The organism is Pseudomonas sp. QD4 (assembly GCF_049199125.1).
Lineage (GTDB): Bacteria > Pseudomonadota > Gammaproteobacteria > Pseudomonadales > Pseudomonadaceae > Aquipseudomonas.
On the sequence record NZ_JBLZOM010000002.1, the window covers coordinates 1,339,961 to 1,355,622 of the forward strand.

The following is a 15,662-nucleotide window of genomic DNA, read 5'->3' on the forward strand; positions in this document are numbered from 1 at the left end:
CGTTGTTGTGGAAAACTAGCGTCGCAACGGACGCAGGATGGCCCGAACCGGGCTTGCATCCAGGTGGGCAAAACGCAGCGGCAGGGCGATCAGTTCGTAATCCCCTGCTGCGACGTCATCGAGTACCACACCTTCAAGAATCGCCATGCCATGGCGCGCCACGGCGTTGTGGGAGTCCATGGTCTTGGATTGCTGCGGGTCCAGGGACGGCGTGTCGATGCCGATCAGGCGCACGCCCAGGCCGGCCAGCAGCTCGACGGTCTCCGGGGCGACAGCGGTGAAATCCGCATCCCACTCACTCAGCGGCGCCTGTTGATAAGTGCGCAGCAAGACCCGCTCGGGCAGGTTATCCAGGTGCCCGTGCAGGTCTTCGGGCCGCACCAGCGGTCCAATGTTCAGGCAATGCACAACCCGGCACGGGCCCATGTACACATCCAGCGAGACCTCGCCGATGGGCGCGCCGTCGGCGCTGTAATGCAGGGGTGCGTCGACATGGGCACCCGTGTGCGGGGACAGGGTGATGCGCCCGACGTTCACCGGGCACTCGGGCCCGAACTGCCAGACCCGCTCTTCCTGAAACGGCGTATCGCCCGGCCAGGTGGGGGTCGCGGTGCTCAAGGGCGGGCTGATATCCCACCAGGCTGTGGTTTTTTCCATTGTGCTGCTCTCGACCAATGCGAACTGAATCATACGAGTGATGCCTGTGTAGATTCTTGCAAAATACTTCGGCATCGCTCGGATCTTTCGCAAATTCTTCTACGAAAAGGCCATTTCACACGCGGAAATATCAATGACCTCGCGGCGCTGGGCCGACCTGCTCCCGGGCTGCGCTTCTGGGTACCCCGATGTCGAGTTCAGACAACTGGCCGCAGGCCGGGCGCTATAGGGTGCTGCTTCAGTTCTGCCACATCACCAGGAGCCCCACATGAACCAGCCCATCACCGTTCTGCGCGACACGCACCCACTACCGGTACTCGACGCCTGCAAGTGGGAAAAGCTCGAAGGTGACCCGCACACCGTCAACCTCAACGCCTACACCAGCGAGGACGGCAGCAAGATCATGGGCACCTGGATCTGCACGCCGGGCAAATGGTACGTGGAGTATGTGAAGTGGGAGTACTGCCATTTCCAGGAAGGCTACTGCGTGATCACCCCGGACGGCATGGCGCCGATCCACTTGCGCGCGGGTGATATTTTCGTGGTCGAGCCGGGGATGAAAGGCACCTGGGAAGTGGTGGAGACGGTGCGCAAGTACTTCGTTTTCGCCTGAGCAAAAAGCCGAGGGCGCGCCCGACGCGGGCCCTCGGAAAAGCCCCGTCTACTGGGGCTTGCGATAGCTGTTGATGATCGCCGAGAAGTCCTTGCCACCTTCACCGCGCTGACTCATGGCCTGGTACAACTGCTGGGCCACTGCGCCAAGTACCACCGGCTGGTGCGCCTGGCGTGCCGCCTCGGTGGCCAGCCCCAGGTCCTTGAGCATCAGTTCGGCACCGAAACCACCGGTGTAGCCGCGCGATGCCGGGGCGGTTTCAATCACTCCCGGCCACGGGTTGTAGGTGTCGGAGCTCCAGCAACGGCCAGTCGAGCTGTTGATGATTCCCGCCAGCACCTGGGTATCGATCCCCAGCGCATCGCCCAGGGCCATGGCTTCACTGACGCCGATCATCGAGATGCCCAGCAGCAGGTTGTTGCAGATCTTGGCAATCTGCCCGGTCCCGACTTCACCGCAATGCACAATGTTGCGCCCCATCTGCGCCAGCACCGGCTGCAGGGTGGCGAACAGCTCGGCATTGGCCCCGACCATAAAGGTCAGGGTCCCGGCCTGGGCCCCGCCGGTACCGCCGGACACCGGAGCGTCGGCCATGGCCACGCCCTGCCGGGCCGCGGCCGCCGCCACTTCACGGGCGGTCTGCGGGTCGATGGTGCTGCAATCCACGGCCGGCACGCCTCGGGCGATACCCGCCAGTACACCGTCTTCGCCCAACCACACGCTGCGTACATGGGCGGCGGCCGGGAGCATGGTGATCACCAGCTCGCTGCCCTCGGCGGCGGCGCGTGGCGAGGCGCTGATGCTGCCGCCCAGGGCCGCCAGTTCCGCCAGCACCGTCTGGTTCAGGTCGAACAGGTTCAGCGCGTGGCCGGCCTTGATCAGGTTGCGCGCCATCGGCGCGCCCATGTTGCCCAGACCGATAAATGCAATCTTCATGGCCGACTCCTTAACGCAAGTTGATGGTGGTGTTCACACCGTCATTGACACTGTCATCGTCGAACCAGCGGCTGGTGACGGTCTTGGTCTGCGTGTAGAACTGCACCACTTGCTTGCCGTACGGGCCCAGGTCACCGAGCTTGGAACCGCGGGAACCGGTGAAGCTGAAGAACGGCACCGGCACCGGAATCGGAATGTTGATCCCGACCTGGCCAACGTCGATTTCGCTCTGGAACTTGCGCGCCGCCGCACCGCTCTGGGTGAACAGGCCGGTGCCGTTGCCGAAGGGGTTGGCGTTGACCAGGGCGATGGCCTGATCCAGGGTGTCGACCTCCAGCACCACCAGCACCGGGCCGAAGATTTCCTGGGTGTAGATCTGCATGTCAGTGGTGACCCCGGAGAACAGGGTCGGGCCGATAAAGTTGCCCTGCTCGAAACCCGGGACCTTGATCTGGCGACCGTCCAGCTCCAGGGTGGCGCCCTCTTTCACGCCGCTTTCGATCAGCTCGAGAATGCGCGCCTTGGCCTTTTTCGACACCACCGGCCCGACATCGGTGCCCGGCTCGCTGCCGGCATTGACCTTGAGCTTCAGGGCCAGGGCCTTGAGGTCCGGCAGCCATTGCTTGGCCGCGCCTACCAGCACCACTACCGAGGTCGCCATGCAACGCTGGCCGGCGGCACCGAAACCGGCGCCGACCAGGGCATTGAGGGTCTGCTCGCGATTGGCGTCAGGCAGCACCACGGCATGGTTTTTCGCGCCCATCATCGATTGCACGCGCTTGCCATGTTTGCCGGCGAGGTCGTACACATGGGTGCCCACGGCGGTCGAGCCGACGAACGACACGGCCTTGATGTCCTTGTGGGTGCACAACGCATCCACCACGTCCTTGCCACCGTGCACCACGTTGAGCACGCCGGCCGGAACCCCGGCCTCGATCGCCAGCTCCACCAGCAGCAGGGTCGACAGCGGATCCTGCTCGGATGGCTTGAGAACGAAGGTGTTGCCGCAGGCGATGGCCATCGGGAACATCCACAGCGGAATCATCGCCGGGAAGTTGAACGGGGTAATGCCAGCGCAGACGCCTATCGGCTGGCGCAAGGTGTAGGTATCGACCCCGCCGGCGACGTTCTCGGCGAACTCACCCATCTGCAGGGTGCCGATCGAGCAGGCGTGCTCGACCACTTCCAGGCCACGGAAAATATCGCCCTCGGCGTCGGCAATGGTCTTGCCCTGCTCGGCGCTCAGGACCACCGCGATACGCTTGGAATGTTCACGAATCAGGGCTTGCAGCTTGAGCATGATGCGCATGCGCGCGCCGATCGGGGTCAGCTTCCAGGTCTGGAAGGCGCGATGGGCGGCGTCGATGGCGGCGTTGACTTCTTCAGGGGTGGCAAACGGCACTTTGGCCAGCACTTGCTGGGTGGCCGGGTTGACGATGTCTTGCCAGTGGGTGGTCTTGGACTCGACCCATTCGCCGTCGATCAACAGTTTGGCCTGTTGCACAGCGGTGTCGGCAGACGTGAGCGATGCGTTCATTGGTGGTCTCCAGATCTTGTAGTTATGCAAGAGAGCCAAGGCGTAGGTCGCCTTGAGATGAGGCGTGCGTCGCGAATTGGTGATCGGACTGTTTTTGGAGTATAGATGTGCAAATTACTAATAAGAACGCACATAAAAGCCGGTCCATCATGCAAAAAAACATCACCTCCCTGGGTGCCCTGAACTGGGATGACCTGAAGTTTTTTCTCGAAGTGGCCCGTACCCGCAAGGCCAGCAGCGCGGCCAAGCGCCTGGCGGTGGACTACACCACGGTGTCGCGGCGCATCAGTTCGCTGGAAGGCGCGCTGGGCACCCTGCTGTTCGAAAAGTCCCGCACCAACGGCTTTATCCTGACCGCCGAGGGCCAGCGCCTGCTGGGGTATGCCGAGTCGATTGAAAGCACCCTGCACATGGCCTGCGAGCAGGTGTCGGGCTCCGGCGTGGCCTTGTCCGGCCATGTGCGCATGGGCTGCACCGAGGGTTTCGGCAGCTTCTTCATCACCCCGCAGTTGAGCCATTTCGTCGACGCCTACCCCGCGATCTCGGTGGATATCCTGCCCCTGCCGCACTTCATCAGCCTGTCCAAGCGCGAAGCCGACATCGTTATCGCCCTCGAACGCCCGGAGCACGGTCCCTACGTCTGCTGCAAACTGTGCGACTACCGCCTGCAGCTCTACGCCACCCAGGACTACCTCGACCAGCACGCGCCGATCCGCCGCCCGGCAGACCTCAGCGAGCACTCGTTCATCAGTTACGTCGACGACCTGGCCTTCAGTTCCGAGCTGCTGTACCTGGCCAATGTCGTGCCCGGCGCCAGCGCCAACCTGCGCAGCACCAGCGTGATCGCTCAATACGTGGCGGCGCAGCAAGGGCGCTCACTGGCGATCCTGCCCTGCTTCCTCGCCGCCCAGGACCCACGGCTGCTGCCGGTGCTGCCCGAAGAGATCAACATCACCCGCCAGTTCTGGATGTACTGCCGCGAGGACCTGCGCAAACTCAAGCGGATTACCCTGTTATGGGATTACATCCGTGAGGTGACGGAGCTAAACCGCCCGTTATTACTGGGCGAAACGCGAGACCTTCGGTTTACAGACTGAGCGTCTACAAGGAGTAAGGGAGACCTATCGTAGCGAGGTCAGACATGCCATTGCAACGACTTGTGACAGGGGTTATGACAGGACTTGTGACAATGCGCAGTGACCCGGACGGTTGGCTGAAAGCCCTCATCCAGAGGCGCGCATGGGCACGCGATAAGGACCTACGCAGGCGCGATAAGGCTCAGGTGAGGGCACCCACGGGGGGATGCGCGAGTGCGCTTGTAGTGAGGTGGTCATTCAGACTTTTCTGCCAGATTCTCAAGAAATTTTCGAACTTCGGGACCAGCCGGGATTGCTTCAGAAAGCACAGAGGACTTCGACTCATAATCAGCAATTGCGGCGTTTACGCTGCTCTCGACCGAACGAATCAGTTCTTCAATTTGGTCCAGCTTATGGAGTAAAGCCTCGTAGTCGAAACCCTTGAAGATGATCGCATGACCACTATCACCACGTAGGCTGAACACTATCGGGTTGTAATAGGACAAATCGGTGTGGGCGAATTGCTGCATTCTGACCCGCACGAGTTCAAGGTGAAGTGCCTTCATTTCCTTCGGTACGTGTCTCTTGACACTCAGCACATGGGTGCCGTGTTGCCTACCCCTGTTTGTTGAAAAAGGCCGCACATACGCCACGGTCAGGTCGCGTAGAAGGGCATAACGGACATCCGACCGTTTGTAGCGACGCAGAACTTTAATAGCTTGTTTGGCGGTGTCGAGGTCAATCGAGTACATGCGTAGAAAGTAATATGCTTCGTCGCCTATTCTCATCCGACTGTTATCCCTCAGAGCTTCGCTTCGAGTTTATCAGAACCGCCGTTTGCGCATCCCACAACGTGCATGAGATCACTCAGCACAGCCACCAAGTAGAACGAAGACGACATTCCCAAAGGCTTCGCCCAGAGGAGCACCTTGGCTAACTACAAAAGCGACAAGGAGTAGACCAAGAAATCGGTAGGTGACACGGTGGGTAGTCAGAGTGCGGATTACAGCTACACAGGTCTTCCACCGATTTGAGCCATACTCAGCCTTTCCTCAACAGGTACGACTTATGAGTTGGGAAGATGCCTTGAAGATATTCGCCACTGGGATCGTATCAATTGGAGGCGGGAGCGTCGTCGTGTTGGGACTGTCCACTTGGTTTGGAAAACTTTGGGCCGACAAGATTCTGGCTAAGCAGACCAGTAAACTTGCCGCTCAGCTTGAGTCAACCAAACGGGAACTTGATGTGGTCATGCAGACGACTCTTCGGTTTCAGAATGACAAGATGGTGATCTATCGAGCGGTTATCGACTCGGTCGCTCGGCTACTCGCTTCACTTGACTCACACGAAAGCGGGAGATTAGTAGCCAATGAGGCTGGGGCCCGTTTCGATGAGTTCAATGAACAACGAATGCGGGTTTATGGTTATCTCGCGATGCTTGCGCCTCAATCGGTGATGGACGCTCAAGACGAATTGATCGATCACCTTCTGGAAATCTCTCACGGCGAGGCAACATATGAGTGGGCTACCGTCCGGGAAAAAGCTCTCGGCCTCCTCAATGCTGTTCGCGACGACATTGGAATTGATAAAAGCCCTATAACGTATAATGGTCGGCTTTAAAATCCTTCCCAATGTCATTGTTTGGGTGCACTCAGCACCAGCAAAATACTACGGAAGCCCTCAAAAACTCCTATCCCTGAATCTCAAAGGCGTCAGTCCAGAACTGCACAGAGATCACCACCGCATGAAGGCGGCCGCCGGGCCATTATTTTGGCCTTGATGCGCGCTCGTCGCCTCGACCTTCCCAGCGATGCCATCCTCATGCCACCATCGAAATATATTAGCTGGGCTAACTCGCCAATGTGACGAAGGGATTCTATGTCAACAGCACCCTACAAATTCATCACCCAATTATCAGGGTTTCAGAACAATGGTGTTCAGTGCCCTCCTTCTGGGGCCACTCCAAAAGATCTGACGGCATGGAGGTGGGTCGCCAACCCACTTTCCAATCAGTGTTTCGAGCCACCAGCCGTCCGGAACCCAAACAGGCTGCTTAAAGATCCCCAAAAGGCATGTTCATCGTGGGCACTCTCGATGTACACGAGCCAGTCACAGAGTATTAAAGCTTTCCAAGCTTTAGAGAAAAATATTAAGAATGCTCGTAAGGTGTTAGGCGATCACGTGGCCACTGTCATGATCACGCAAACTGATGGAGTGTGCACGCCGCCCGATTGGTCTGGCCACTTTGATCTACATCTATACTCTACCAGTACCGTTCACAGAACGATTTTAGTAATGAGTCCAATTCCATGAGCCTTCCTATAATCAAAGGAGAAAAGATAGAGCCGAAGTTTTTTTCGAAGCACTCGTGGAATGCCGACCTGATAGATTTCGATGGACCGTTACTGAGCTTGTACAAAGGGGAGTACGATGAAGATCTTCTGTACATCTGGCTGGACTGTAACGCCACGAAAAATCGCTGGGGAGTAGTCCCTATTTCACGAAACAACCTTCGTGCATATCTGGATTGTTCAGTCACATTAAGAAGCGTATTCGAGGAGTCTTCATGGGTAGCAATGTTTCATACGGGCTCCGCACCTAATCGTAGAAACTCGCCAATATGCACTACCTGGCAAGAAGCGAGAGAGTATTTACCCGATGAAGACTCATATTTAGTCCCTGAAATTTCCACGGAGGCTGCACGACAGCTCGCAACGGAAGCTTGTGAGGAGTACCCGCTGGGTCTTGATGGTGACATGTACATTGACGATATAGCTGCGATTCCTAAGATTTATCAGCAGCTTTACTCTTTCCATTATGGACTCGAGCATCTCTACAGACCCGCTGTAAGGGCTACTTTAGATCGCCTCGCCAATAACTGGACAGGAGGATTCAGCGCAGTACATCTCTTTACTGGCCTAAATCATGTAACACCGTCGATTCATAGAGCGCAGGTTACTGAAATGCGCTACAACTCTCCGGGCCATATAAAACTTGACTTGCTTCCGAAGCTTGCGAACAGAATCGAGATCTCGGCTAAACAAGTTAAAGATGACACTTCCTTCCATGCCTTGGAGGAGTTCTATTCGAGTACATATAGATACTTCAAGGAAAACAACATCTCTGGATTTGATGATGAAAGTGATGGAGGGTCAATCAATCTTGCGCCTGAAGTTGTTGATCGCCTAAATGAACTCGTCACGTTCTTTTTCAGGCTGATGCTTTGGGGGGATTACCGCGAACCGTTTAGCATCCTACAAGTTGGCCCTCTGCATCAGCTTAGAGCCTTGCTTGCTTATTACCGACGCCTGAGAAAGCTGCGCCCATATTTGGTGACAGAGCGTCTATCATTAGGTCGGTCGAAGTTACTCATTCAAACTTAATTTGACTGGGGTTTGTGGGCGGGCCTTTAACGAGAAGGCCCCTTCTATTTTCCATTCGTTGCTATTTTCTTATTGCGCTGGTTAACCACCATCGTAACGAACGGGCATTTTATCGATATCGGTTATCGGATCGGGCTCATCCTTTCGTATCTCTGCGCTGCCCGATAGAGACGCTTTAATTCCTTTTTCTTGCGCGTTGAGTTGGTCGGCAAATGTCATGAGCTCACGTCCTTGACCGCACGGCCCCAGCGATCCACACGTGAGGCTTGAGCCGCTTTCTTGCCTTTAATCTGAGCGGTCTTGGCTTCAGCTACGCCGACGTTGATGAACTCAGTTTTCCCACGCAGCCAATCAAGGCCACTTGGCTTGACCCGCCAGCCTTCACGGTTACCGAAGTTCGATGAAACCTTCACGAAGGCTCCCTTCGCGAAACCTTGCTGCTTTGGTTGAATCTGACCAGTACGGCCACCGAAGTCATCACAGACGTGGACGAACATCGGCCCCTTAGCGAGAAATTCAAGAGCAAGTCGAGGCTGCTGAATGCCAGCGACCCGGCACGCCTCGGTCCATGTCAGCCCCGCACCAAGGGCTTTCATATCGAGGGTCGAGGCCTTGGGCATGTTGGCGTCCAAGAGAGCATCTTTCTGGCGCAGTTCACGGACGGCACTGTTACGCATGGCGAGGAAAGCGTTGACTACCATAAGATAAAAGGCTGGCGAGACCCACATTGCGTAGGCGATGGTCCCAGCTTCTGTAGCCCACGTACCCGGATTGGCGCCACCATAAGCAAGATGGAAATTTCCACCTTGGTCGAGCGCAGTTCGAATCTCGTTGTTCCATTGGCCCGGACGTTTTGCCTCAGGCAGACCCAAGGTTTGATGAATCTCATTGAGGCTCCACATCCCTTCCGTGTTTGCGATGAAGGTTTGACCCTCGATGACAATGGGTAGCAAGTCGGTTTGGTTGTTGGTAAACATAGTTGTCGCATCCTTTTTGTTTGCTCTCTGAGTTCGCTCCCACGGGCAGCCGAAAGTCCCCGACAAGGGTCCACCGATGGCACAGAGAGCAAACAGAAAGTCTTTCGTGATTGTTGGCCCAGCGACGGGCGTGTGTGTGTGTGTGTGTGACCAGGGAATGACTACTGAAATAAACTGAGCTGACCCTGTTATTGTGAGGATTTTTAAATCCACTTGACGGGCGACTTAGAATCCTTCAAGGCCCATAAAGCCCGTACAGAATGGCGAGTCCCACCTTGTCGATGATCTGCAAGTTTGCAGAAGCGAACAGTCCGGCTCTGGTCCAGTGTACAGCTCGATTCGGTGACCTCAGATCTAAGGCATCAAGATGGTGAAGACATGCAAACTTGCATCCTTGACCAGTAGACCCAAGGTCTTAACGATCAACCTTAAGATAACTCTTAGAATATTCTCTTCAAGCATTATTTCTTATTAGTTTAATCTATAAAGAACACTAACTTTAAGTCCTCTTCAAGCTCTTAGAGGTCTTTAAGTTAAAAGGCCCCTGTACTGTGCGATCAGAGATAGGAGGCCCAAACCTATCAAGGGTCTACTCACACGAAGTGAACAGACAGAATCGCTACAGTGGACCTGATGCTGGTCCCGCAGATCCCGTTAAGGCTGCGCTTGGTGGTCATGGCGTCTTGGATACTGGGCTACCTGAAAGAGGTAGCGTTGGTCACTGGACGTACACGCCTTGCCCGCAGAGGGCCACCTTTAAGGTGACCTTACGGCATCTTGAAAGGAAAGCAACGCTGATTTAGCCTGTCCCTCTTTGGGTGAGGGTTTTTAAATACGGCACTCTCGGACTAAGGCCTTTCTAACTCTCCCCCCGGAAGTCCTTTACAGTAATCACGCATCGCTACCACCGTACTTACTACACACTCATTTTCAATAGCCCAGCTCTCAGGATAGACCCAGTCGTAAAAATTCAAACACTCGGAATTATCCTTGCCGGTTATCGTGGACAACAGTTCATCGCCTCTGACAAGCGAAATTGGAGCCTTAGTATCTCTATCAAGAATATGGGCAGCATGCTTATTTCTAAATAGATAAATATTCTTAGACTCGATAACTGCAACATCTCGATAAAAGTTTGCAGTCACATCTGGAGGAAGGGCCTTGAAAAACCTGCTGTAACCTTCCTTAATCTCAGTCAACTTCGATAGACTTATGATAATCGAATGATTACAGACTCTAAGCCGCCCAATGGCTTTACTTAGGGCACCAGGATCAAATTTAGCTATAGTCTCACGCGCCATGTCCACTGCCGCAACCAAATCCATCACTGCATCAACCAACAGCCATTTAACATAGTTAGCATCGTTAAGGGATGTCATGAGTCCTCCTATGACTTCATACCATTTTTACTACTTAGAACGACTACCAGCCTCGACGAAGATCAATTACTGGTAGCCAAAATTGCCATCCACTATCAAGCCTCTGGAGCTTCGCTTCAATCTAATCTCAATGAGTTACCGCAAGGCTTTCCTCATCGCCTCAGCCATGCGCCCCACCTCAACCGCAATCCCAGCGCCGTAATGGTCATAGCTGATGGACCCAGAAGCGTGTCCCAAGATCGACTCAGCGGTCCCCAAAGGAATCTCAGCGGCCTTCAACGCACCGGCCAAGCATTCCACGGAGCATCTCCGCGATCACATCAACGGGGACGCCAGCGCCATAAGTATCAAACGTAATAGTGCCAGACGCATGGCCCATGACCGCCTGAGCGTGGACTGTGGGAACCCCTTTGACCTGCATCAAAGACGCCAGCGCGTGACGCAGTGAATGGAAGGTCAGCCCCCCAGTAAACGAATCACCAAGTGCTGCGGGTATAGCTTGTTGGTTCGCCCATTCACCGGCTGTTTTGTAGCCAATCTGGGCTAACACTTCTGACCCAGATAGCTTGCACGCCTCGACGTATCGTAGAAACGCCGAAAGGTCGAATCTATAGGCACCGTCAGTCAATGGCACCAGCCGCTCACTGCGCTTGTTCTTGATGGATTTACCTTCACCGGCTTCGTTGATATGAATGACGGTAATGCCTGACTCAAGAGTCTGCACGTCACCTACAGTAAGCTGAGATATTTCATTCAGTCGCCCACCAGTAATGACACCGAGGCTCAGCAGCCAGCGCTTCCATGAGGTCTCTGGCAGCTTGTTCGCGTAATCCATCAACTGACCCACCTGCGCCTGTGTGAACGCCTTGCGGGTGGACTCAAGGCCCTTGGTGAGCTTGAGCTTCTTGTCATAGGTATTGACCAAGTGACCGTTGTCCTTCGCCCAGGTCAATACAGCCGATAGCTTCACCAGCAGCTTGTTGACCGTGGATGGCATACGACCATCGGACAGACGATCACGAAGGGCCACAAGGTCCTCCCTTGAGTGGCTCCGCAGGTCCAGCCCACCCAGCGACGTGGCAAGTGTTCCGTGGCACACCTTGGTTTCCTTCAGGGTAGAAGCTTTCTGGTCCTGAGCACGGTCAGCCAAGTAGAGAGCGGAAAGGGCCTCAAAGGTAAGCGCAGGGGCACTTACAGATTGGGAGCGGGAGAGAGGCTCGTTTGCGGAGAGCTTCAAGCTGGGGTCAGTACGGTCCTCAAGATCCCTGATGATCCTAACCAGTGGCACGGAGTCACCCTGCAAGCGCATCTGGGCGGCGCTCATTACCTCACGGGCCTTGGCAACATGTTCATGCTGGTCAACGCTGAGAGGCATCGTAGCGGCGATCTCCGTTAGATTTGTCCTAACGTCCTCATACAGATCACCCCAGTCACGTAGTGAGTGAACATCGTGCGCACAGGCCAGAAGACCTTCAGCGACCCAGATCAGATGCTCACGTAATTCATTCCAAGAGGCGTCAGGGTGGTCCAGATGGAAAGACTTAATGGTATCTGCAAGTCGGCGTGAAGCGTCCATAGCGGCCTTACGGTCAGTGGTCTTGAGGGAGACGGAAACAGTTTCAGTAGTGCTGCCTGTCCGGCGAAGGCGCAGATAGTAAACGCCGTTGCGTCGGTAGTGATAGAGCTTAGCGAGTCGTGTACGTGGGCTCAGCAAAGCCAGCGTATTTGTGACAGCACTTGTAACAGGGTAGAGCTTATCGTTGACCTTCATGGCGTTAGGGTCCCGTATTCATTGGGTGGAACCCTTACGTCCTGTAGTTCTGGATGTACTGCCGCGAAGACCTGCGCAAGCTCAAGCGCATCACCCTGTTGTGGGACTACATCCGTGAGGTGACCGAACAGAATCAAGCGCTGTTGATGGGCGACTCGCGGGAAATGCGTTTTGCCGATTGACGCCTGCAGGTAGACTGCGCGGCTTGTCACTTGAACGACCCGCGCAACGGCCAGGTGATGGGCGAAAGCGAAGTCTATGACTTGGTCGGTTACGGCAGCCCCTTCAGATGGGGTTCCAGGGATTGGCCCGCGGTTTCCAGCGGCATGACCGAGATCGGCCCCAACCTGCCTGGCGGCATTGGCGACCCGCCGGGTAACCCATGCCCTGAGCCTCGCGCAAACACGCAACCAATGGCCGCCGTTCAGCGGCAGCCCCACCCAATCTTAAGGATCAAGATGAGTTCGTCCCCCGCAACTATCATCGGCATGAAAGTGCACTGCAACGCCTGCGAAAAGGAATTCCCCATCGGCAAGAAGCAGCAGGTCATGCTGCGCGAAGATCAGCCCATCCCGTGCAAAGGCTGCAAGGTCGAGCTGGTGATATCGGCTGAAGAGAAGCAGCGCTTCCTGGGTTTCGACAACCCGGCCAAGCCCATGATGCTGGCCATGATGATCAGTGGCTTGCTGGCGGTCTGCGTGTTCGGCGGGACCTTTCTCGGCCTGGTGCAATCGGACGGCCTGGTGCTGGCGGCGGTGGTGGTGATGATCGGCAGCAACCTGGTGTTGGGCCCGATGATCAGAAACGCGACCAAGCACCTGATGGTCAATCTCGACCCCAAGGACGCCCCGGCGGCAGCGCCAGCAGCCCCTTGAAACCGGACTGGCCGGCCTGCCACCCAGGCAGGCCGGGTCACTAGTCGGCGATGACCACGATCGACACCCGACGGTTTTCCGTACGCCCGGCGGCGGTGCTGTTGGAGGCCACCGGCTCGCTGCTGCCCAGGCCGCGCAGTTGCACATTCTCTTCACGCATGCCGACCTGGGTCAGGACCTTGGCCACGCTTTTCGCTCGGCGCAGCGAGAGTTGTTCGTTGTAGCTTTCCTTGCCCGACGCGTCGGTGTGGCCATCGACCCGGACCTTCTGGATGTTCACCCCCAACAGGGCCTTGCCGATGCGCTCGACGATCTCGGTGCTGGCCGGGTTCAGGGATTCGACATCGCTGCCAAACAGCACCTTGCCCGACAGGCCAAAGGCCCAGCCCTCATCGGTCAGTTCAAACCCTTCGTGCTTGAGCACGGCTATCTGCTGCGGGGTCAGGCCCTTGGGGGGCACGCTCTGGCAGCCGGTCAGGCCCAGTACGGCCAACAGCATGATTGCGGAAAAAAAGCGTAAGGAACGCTGAGTCATCGAGAACAAAGGATTAGCTCCTGGATTGAACATGAACGACGGGGTGCTCCGACCCCACGGTGTGTTGGCCACCACGCGACATGCGCTTGGCCTGGTACATCGCCGCGTCGGCGGCATTGAGCAGGCCGCCCGGCGTGGCGCCATGATCGGGGTAGACCGCGATGCCGATACTGAGGGAAGTCAGGATCGAAGTGTTTCCCGGTAACTGAATCGGCATTTCCATGCTGGCGATGATCTTGTCGGCGATACGCTGGGCATCCTCCACCCGGTGCAGCGGCGTCAGCAGGATCGCGAACTCGTCCCCACCCAGGCGCGCCACCAGATCATCCTCGCGCAACTGCGCGCGGATCCGCGTGGCCACGGCGATCAGCACCGCGTCACCGGCGGCATGGCCGAAGTTGTCATTGACGCTCTTGAAGCGGTCGCTGTCGAGAAACAGCACGGCCACCCGCTCATTGAGCTTGCTCGCACCGCGCAGGGCACGGATCAGCCGCCCCTCGAAAAACGCTCGGTTCGGCAGGCCGGTCAGGCTGTCATGACTGGCCTGGTGCGCGAGGTTTTCATTTTCGCTCTGCAGGTGCGTCTGCCAGGCTTCCAGCTCATCGAGCAAGGCGTTGAAGTCGTTGCCGAGGTTGTCCAGCTCGGCGATTTCCGCCGGCGGCACCCGCTGGTCGAAGGCCCGTTCGCGACGCGCGGCGTGGGCCACTTCGGCCAGGCTGCGCAAGGGGCCGGTGATCCCTCGCAACTGGCGCCGCGCCAGGTACAGCGCGGCCCAGGCACTGATGGCGGTGCACAGCACGATGCCGACCAGGCCGCTGAACAGGAAGCGCATCAGGCTGCCGCCGTGGCCGGTCAGGTTGACCGTGCCGACTTCGCGCCCCTGGTGCAGGATCGGCATGGAAATCGGTTTTTCCAGGAAGGTCCGGGCGATCTGCATCTCCAGATCGGTCAGGAACCCGCTTTCCGGGCGCTCCCAACTGGCCAGCAGCTTGCCGTTCTTATCCAGGACCTGGGCATCGGCCACTTCCTCGGTCGAGGCGATCAGCGCCAGCGCTTCAGTCGCCGCCGCACTGTCGTTGAACACCACGGCCGCCTCGACCGTGTAGTTGATCGAACGCGCGATCAGGTGCAGGTTGTGGTCGGCGTACACCCGCAGCGCCAGCACTCCGAGCAGGGTCAGCGACACGCTGGCCATGGAGATCGCCAACAGGGCCACGGTCAAATGCCCGCGGCCAATGACCGAACGTAGCGTGGGACGAGTATCGGATTTGAACAGATTCATGACGCCGCCGGCCGTCGACGCGAGAGCTGCAGCACGCTGGGGTGGATGCGTACGCCACTGCGGGCCACCGAGTCCAGATTGACCTCGAACGACACCTGGTCGTCACTGACCCGCAGGCAGAACAGGCTGCCCACGGTGCACTGATCGCCACCCTCGCTGATGCTCAGGACCGGGCGACCGCTCAGGGACGTGAACAGCCGGGCACGCTCCTCGTTGCTCAGCTTGCCGATGTACACCGCATCGCATTCCGTGGCCAGCGCCGGGCTGTCCGCCAACAGGCGTCGCACCAGCACCGGGCGGCCGGTGGCCTGAGTGGTGCCCTTGACCAGGTCGTCGGTGTATTCGGTGGGCCCGGCCACACATAAGCGCAGTTGCGCCGGTTCGACCGGCCAGCGTGCATAACTGAGAATGCCCAGGACCACTTGGGTCACGGCCTGGGCCCGCTGCTCGGCCAGGCTGGGCGCAGGCTCTGGTTGCGCGAAAGCGACAGCATTCAGCGAACAGATAACAGCCGCCAGCAGTACCCGCCTCCAGCCAGCAAAGCGTCCTGTCGTCCAGACAGCCACGTTCATGCAGGGATTCTCTTTGATCGTCATGAAATGATGCCGCAACGATAGCACAGCCATGGAAATGCCAGGGAG

The 15,662-nt window shown here is 57.3% G+C and carries 16 protein-coding genes and 1 pseudogene; 6 read left to right on the top strand and 11 right to left on the bottom strand.

The features are described from left to right. Window positions 1-15: 15 nt before the first annotated feature. Window positions 16-657: an arylformamidase gene (gene kynB / locus ACOZJV_RS17155; protein ID WP_421548096.1), complete on the bottom strand. Its 642-nt coding sequence runs from the start codon at window positions 655-657 to the stop codon at window positions 16-18. Between the two features lie 268 nt (window positions 658-925). On the opposite strand from kynB, the gene ACOZJV_RS17160 reads away from it, so the two are divergent. Then, complete coding sequence (locus ACOZJV_RS17160) at window positions 926-1,270, top strand: cupin domain-containing protein (RefSeq protein ID WP_078474056.1); 345 nt, start codon at window positions 926-928, stop codon at window positions 1,268-1,270. Window positions 1,271-1,318: 48 nt separating this feature from the next. On the opposite strand, the gene mmsB is transcribed toward ACOZJV_RS17160, so the two are convergent. Further along, window positions 1,319-2,206, bottom strand: a complete 888-nt coding sequence (gene mmsB / locus ACOZJV_RS17165) for a 3-hydroxyisobutyrate dehydrogenase (RefSeq protein ID WP_078474057.1) — start codon at window positions 2,204-2,206, stop codon at window positions 1,319-1,321. A 10-nt stretch (window positions 2,207-2,216) separates the two neighbouring features. Beyond that, window positions 2,217-3,743, bottom strand: a complete 1,527-nt coding sequence (locus tag ACOZJV_RS17170; protein ID WP_201129325.1) for a CoA-acylating methylmalonate-semialdehyde dehydrogenase — start codon at window positions 3,741-3,743, stop codon at window positions 2,217-2,219. A 149-nt stretch (window positions 3,744-3,892) separates the two neighbouring features. Here ACOZJV_RS17170 and ACOZJV_RS17175 point away from each other — a divergent pair, with 149 nt between their 5' ends. Next, window positions 3,893-4,840 carry a LysR family transcriptional regulator gene (locus ACOZJV_RS17175; RefSeq protein WP_421548097.1) on the top strand — a complete coding sequence of 316 codons (948 nt, stop codon included), beginning with the start codon at window positions 3,893-3,895 and terminating at the stop codon, window positions 4,838-4,840. A 233-nt stretch (window positions 4,841-5,073) separates the two neighbouring features. Here the strand turns inward: ACOZJV_RS17175 and ACOZJV_RS17180 are convergent, their stop codons facing one another. Beyond that, window positions 5,074-5,607, bottom strand: a complete 534-nt coding sequence (locus ACOZJV_RS17180; RefSeq protein WP_104904459.1) for a hypothetical protein — start codon at window positions 5,605-5,607, stop codon at window positions 5,074-5,076. Window positions 5,608-5,887: 280 nt separating this feature from the next. Between ACOZJV_RS17180 and ACOZJV_RS17185 the strand changes: the two genes are divergently transcribed. Further along, on the top strand, window positions 5,888-6,439 hold the full coding sequence (locus tag ACOZJV_RS17185; protein ID WP_104904458.1) for a hypothetical protein: 552 nt from the start codon (window positions 5,888-5,890) through the stop codon (window positions 6,437-6,439). Between the two features lie 689 nt (window positions 6,440-7,128). Next, a complete protein-coding gene (locus ACOZJV_RS17190) occupies window positions 7,129-8,202 on the top strand; it encodes a hypothetical protein (RefSeq protein ID WP_421548098.1) in 1,074 nt (357 codons plus the stop codon). 81 nt (window positions 8,203-8,283) lie between these two features. Here ACOZJV_RS17190 and ACOZJV_RS17195 read toward each other — a convergent pair whose 3' ends face one another. The 4 genes from ACOZJV_RS17195 to ACOZJV_RS17210 all read right to left on the bottom strand — a co-directional run bounded on the left by ACOZJV_RS17195 (window position 8,284) and on the right by ACOZJV_RS17210 (window position 12,329). Further along, a complete protein-coding gene (locus tag ACOZJV_RS17195; protein ID WP_421548099.1) occupies window positions 8,284-8,421 on the bottom strand; it encodes a hypothetical protein in 138 nt (45 codons plus the stop codon). After that, on the bottom strand, window positions 8,418-9,179 hold the full coding sequence (locus ACOZJV_RS17200; protein ID WP_421548100.1) for a KilA-N domain-containing protein: 762 nt from the start codon (window positions 9,177-9,179) through the stop codon (window positions 8,418-8,420). The genes ACOZJV_RS17195 and ACOZJV_RS17200 overlap by 4 nt, the downstream gene beginning before the upstream one ends. Window positions 9,180-10,027: 848 nt before the next feature. After that, window positions 10,028-10,558, bottom strand: coding sequence for a hypothetical protein (locus ACOZJV_RS17205; protein ID WP_421548101.1), 531 nt, complete (start codon window positions 10,556-10,558; stop codon window positions 10,028-10,030). 265 nt (window positions 10,559-10,823) lie between these two features. Further along, complete coding sequence (locus ACOZJV_RS17210) at window positions 10,824-12,329, bottom strand: tyrosine-type recombinase/integrase (RefSeq protein ID WP_421548102.1); 1,506 nt, start codon at window positions 12,327-12,329, stop codon at window positions 10,824-10,826. A gap of 47 nt (window positions 12,330-12,376) precedes the next feature. Here ACOZJV_RS17210 and ACOZJV_RS17215 point away from each other — a divergent pair. Next, window positions 12,377-12,511: pseudogene (locus tag ACOZJV_RS17215) on the top strand (LysR family transcriptional regulator); the annotation flags it as partial. A gap of 276 nt (window positions 12,512-12,787) precedes the next feature. After that, window positions 12,788-13,204 carry a hypothetical protein gene (locus ACOZJV_RS17220; RefSeq protein ID WP_421548103.1) on the top strand — a complete coding sequence of 139 codons (417 nt, stop codon included), beginning with the start codon at window positions 12,788-12,790 and terminating at the stop codon, window positions 13,202-13,204. A 40-nt stretch (window positions 13,205-13,244) separates the two neighbouring features. Here the strand turns inward: ACOZJV_RS17220 and ACOZJV_RS17225 are convergent, their stop codons facing one another. Genes ACOZJV_RS17225 through ACOZJV_RS17235 form a run of 3 tightly spaced genes read right to left on the bottom strand, consistent with a single transcriptional unit; the run spans window position 13,245 to window position 15,593 of the window. After that, window positions 13,245-13,739, bottom strand: coding sequence for an OmpA family protein (locus tag ACOZJV_RS17225; protein WP_178103009.1), 495 nt, complete (start codon window positions 13,737-13,739; stop codon window positions 13,245-13,247). Between the two features lie 13 nt (window positions 13,740-13,752). Beyond that, window positions 13,753-15,021 (bottom strand): diguanylate cyclase domain-containing protein, encoded by a 1,269-nt coding sequence (locus ACOZJV_RS17230; RefSeq protein ID WP_078474061.1) that lies wholly within the window; start codon window positions 15,019-15,021, stop codon window positions 13,753-13,755. Continuing rightward, window positions 15,018-15,593, bottom strand: coding sequence for a YfiR family protein (locus tag ACOZJV_RS17235; RefSeq protein ID WP_201129320.1), 576 nt, complete (start codon window positions 15,591-15,593; stop codon window positions 15,018-15,020). Before ACOZJV_RS17235 ends, ACOZJV_RS17230 begins: the two co-directional genes overlap by 4 nt. Between the last annotated feature and the right edge of the window lie 69 nt (window positions 15,594-15,662).

Bases quoted from the DNA above. Each gene is read 5' to 3' on its own strand.
- kynB (WP_421548096.1), bottom strand. From the start codon at position 657: ATGGAAAAAACCACAGCCTGGTGGGATATCAGCCCGCCCTTGAGCACC.
- ACOZJV_RS17160 (WP_078474056.1), top strand. From the start codon at position 926: ATGAACCAGCCCATCACCGTTCTGCGCGACACGCACCCACTACCGGTA.
- mmsB (WP_078474057.1), bottom strand. From the start codon at position 2,206: ATGAAGATTGCATTTATCGGTCTGGGCAACATGGGCGCGCCGATGGCG.
- ACOZJV_RS17170 (WP_201129325.1), bottom strand. From the start codon at position 3,743: ATGAACGCATCGCTCACGTCTGCCGACACCGCTGTGCAACAGGCCAAA.
- ACOZJV_RS17175 (WP_421548097.1), top strand. From the start codon at position 3,893: ATGCAAAAAAACATCACCTCCCTGGGTGCCCTGAACTGGGATGACCTG.
- ACOZJV_RS17180 (WP_104904459.1), bottom strand. From the start codon at position 5,607: ATGAGAATAGGCGACGAAGCATATTACTTTCTACGCATGTACTCGATT.
- ACOZJV_RS17185 (WP_104904458.1), top strand. From the start codon at position 5,888: ATGAGTTGGGAAGATGCCTTGAAGATATTCGCCACTGGGATCGTATCA.
- ACOZJV_RS17190 (WP_421548098.1), top strand. From the start codon at position 7,129: ATGAGCCTTCCTATAATCAAAGGAGAAAAGATAGAGCCGAAGTTTTTT.
- ACOZJV_RS17195 (WP_421548099.1), bottom strand. From the start codon at position 8,421: ATGACATTTGCCGACCAACTCAACGCGCAAGAAAAAGGAATTAAAGCG.
- ACOZJV_RS17200 (WP_421548100.1), bottom strand. From the start codon at position 9,179: ATGTTTACCAACAACCAAACCGACTTGCTACCCATTGTCATCGAGGGT.
- ACOZJV_RS17205 (WP_421548101.1), bottom strand. From the start codon at position 10,558: ATGACATCCCTTAACGATGCTAACTATGTTAAATGGCTGTTGGTTGAT.
- ACOZJV_RS17210 (WP_421548102.1), bottom strand. From the start codon at position 12,329: ATGAAGGTCAACGATAAGCTCTACCCTGTTACAAGTGCTGTCACAAAT.
- ACOZJV_RS17220 (WP_421548103.1), top strand. From the start codon at position 12,788: ATGAGTTCGTCCCCCGCAACTATCATCGGCATGAAAGTGCACTGCAAC.
- ACOZJV_RS17225 (WP_178103009.1), bottom strand. From the start codon at position 13,739: ATGACTCAGCGTTCCTTACGCTTTTTTTCCGCAATCATGCTGTTGGCC.
- ACOZJV_RS17230 (WP_078474061.1), bottom strand. From the start codon at position 15,021: ATGAATCTGTTCAAATCCGATACTCGTCCCACGCTACGTTCGGTCATT.
- ACOZJV_RS17235 (WP_201129320.1), bottom strand. From the start codon at position 15,593: ATGAACGTGGCTGTCTGGACGACAGGACGCTTTGCTGGCTGGAGGCGG.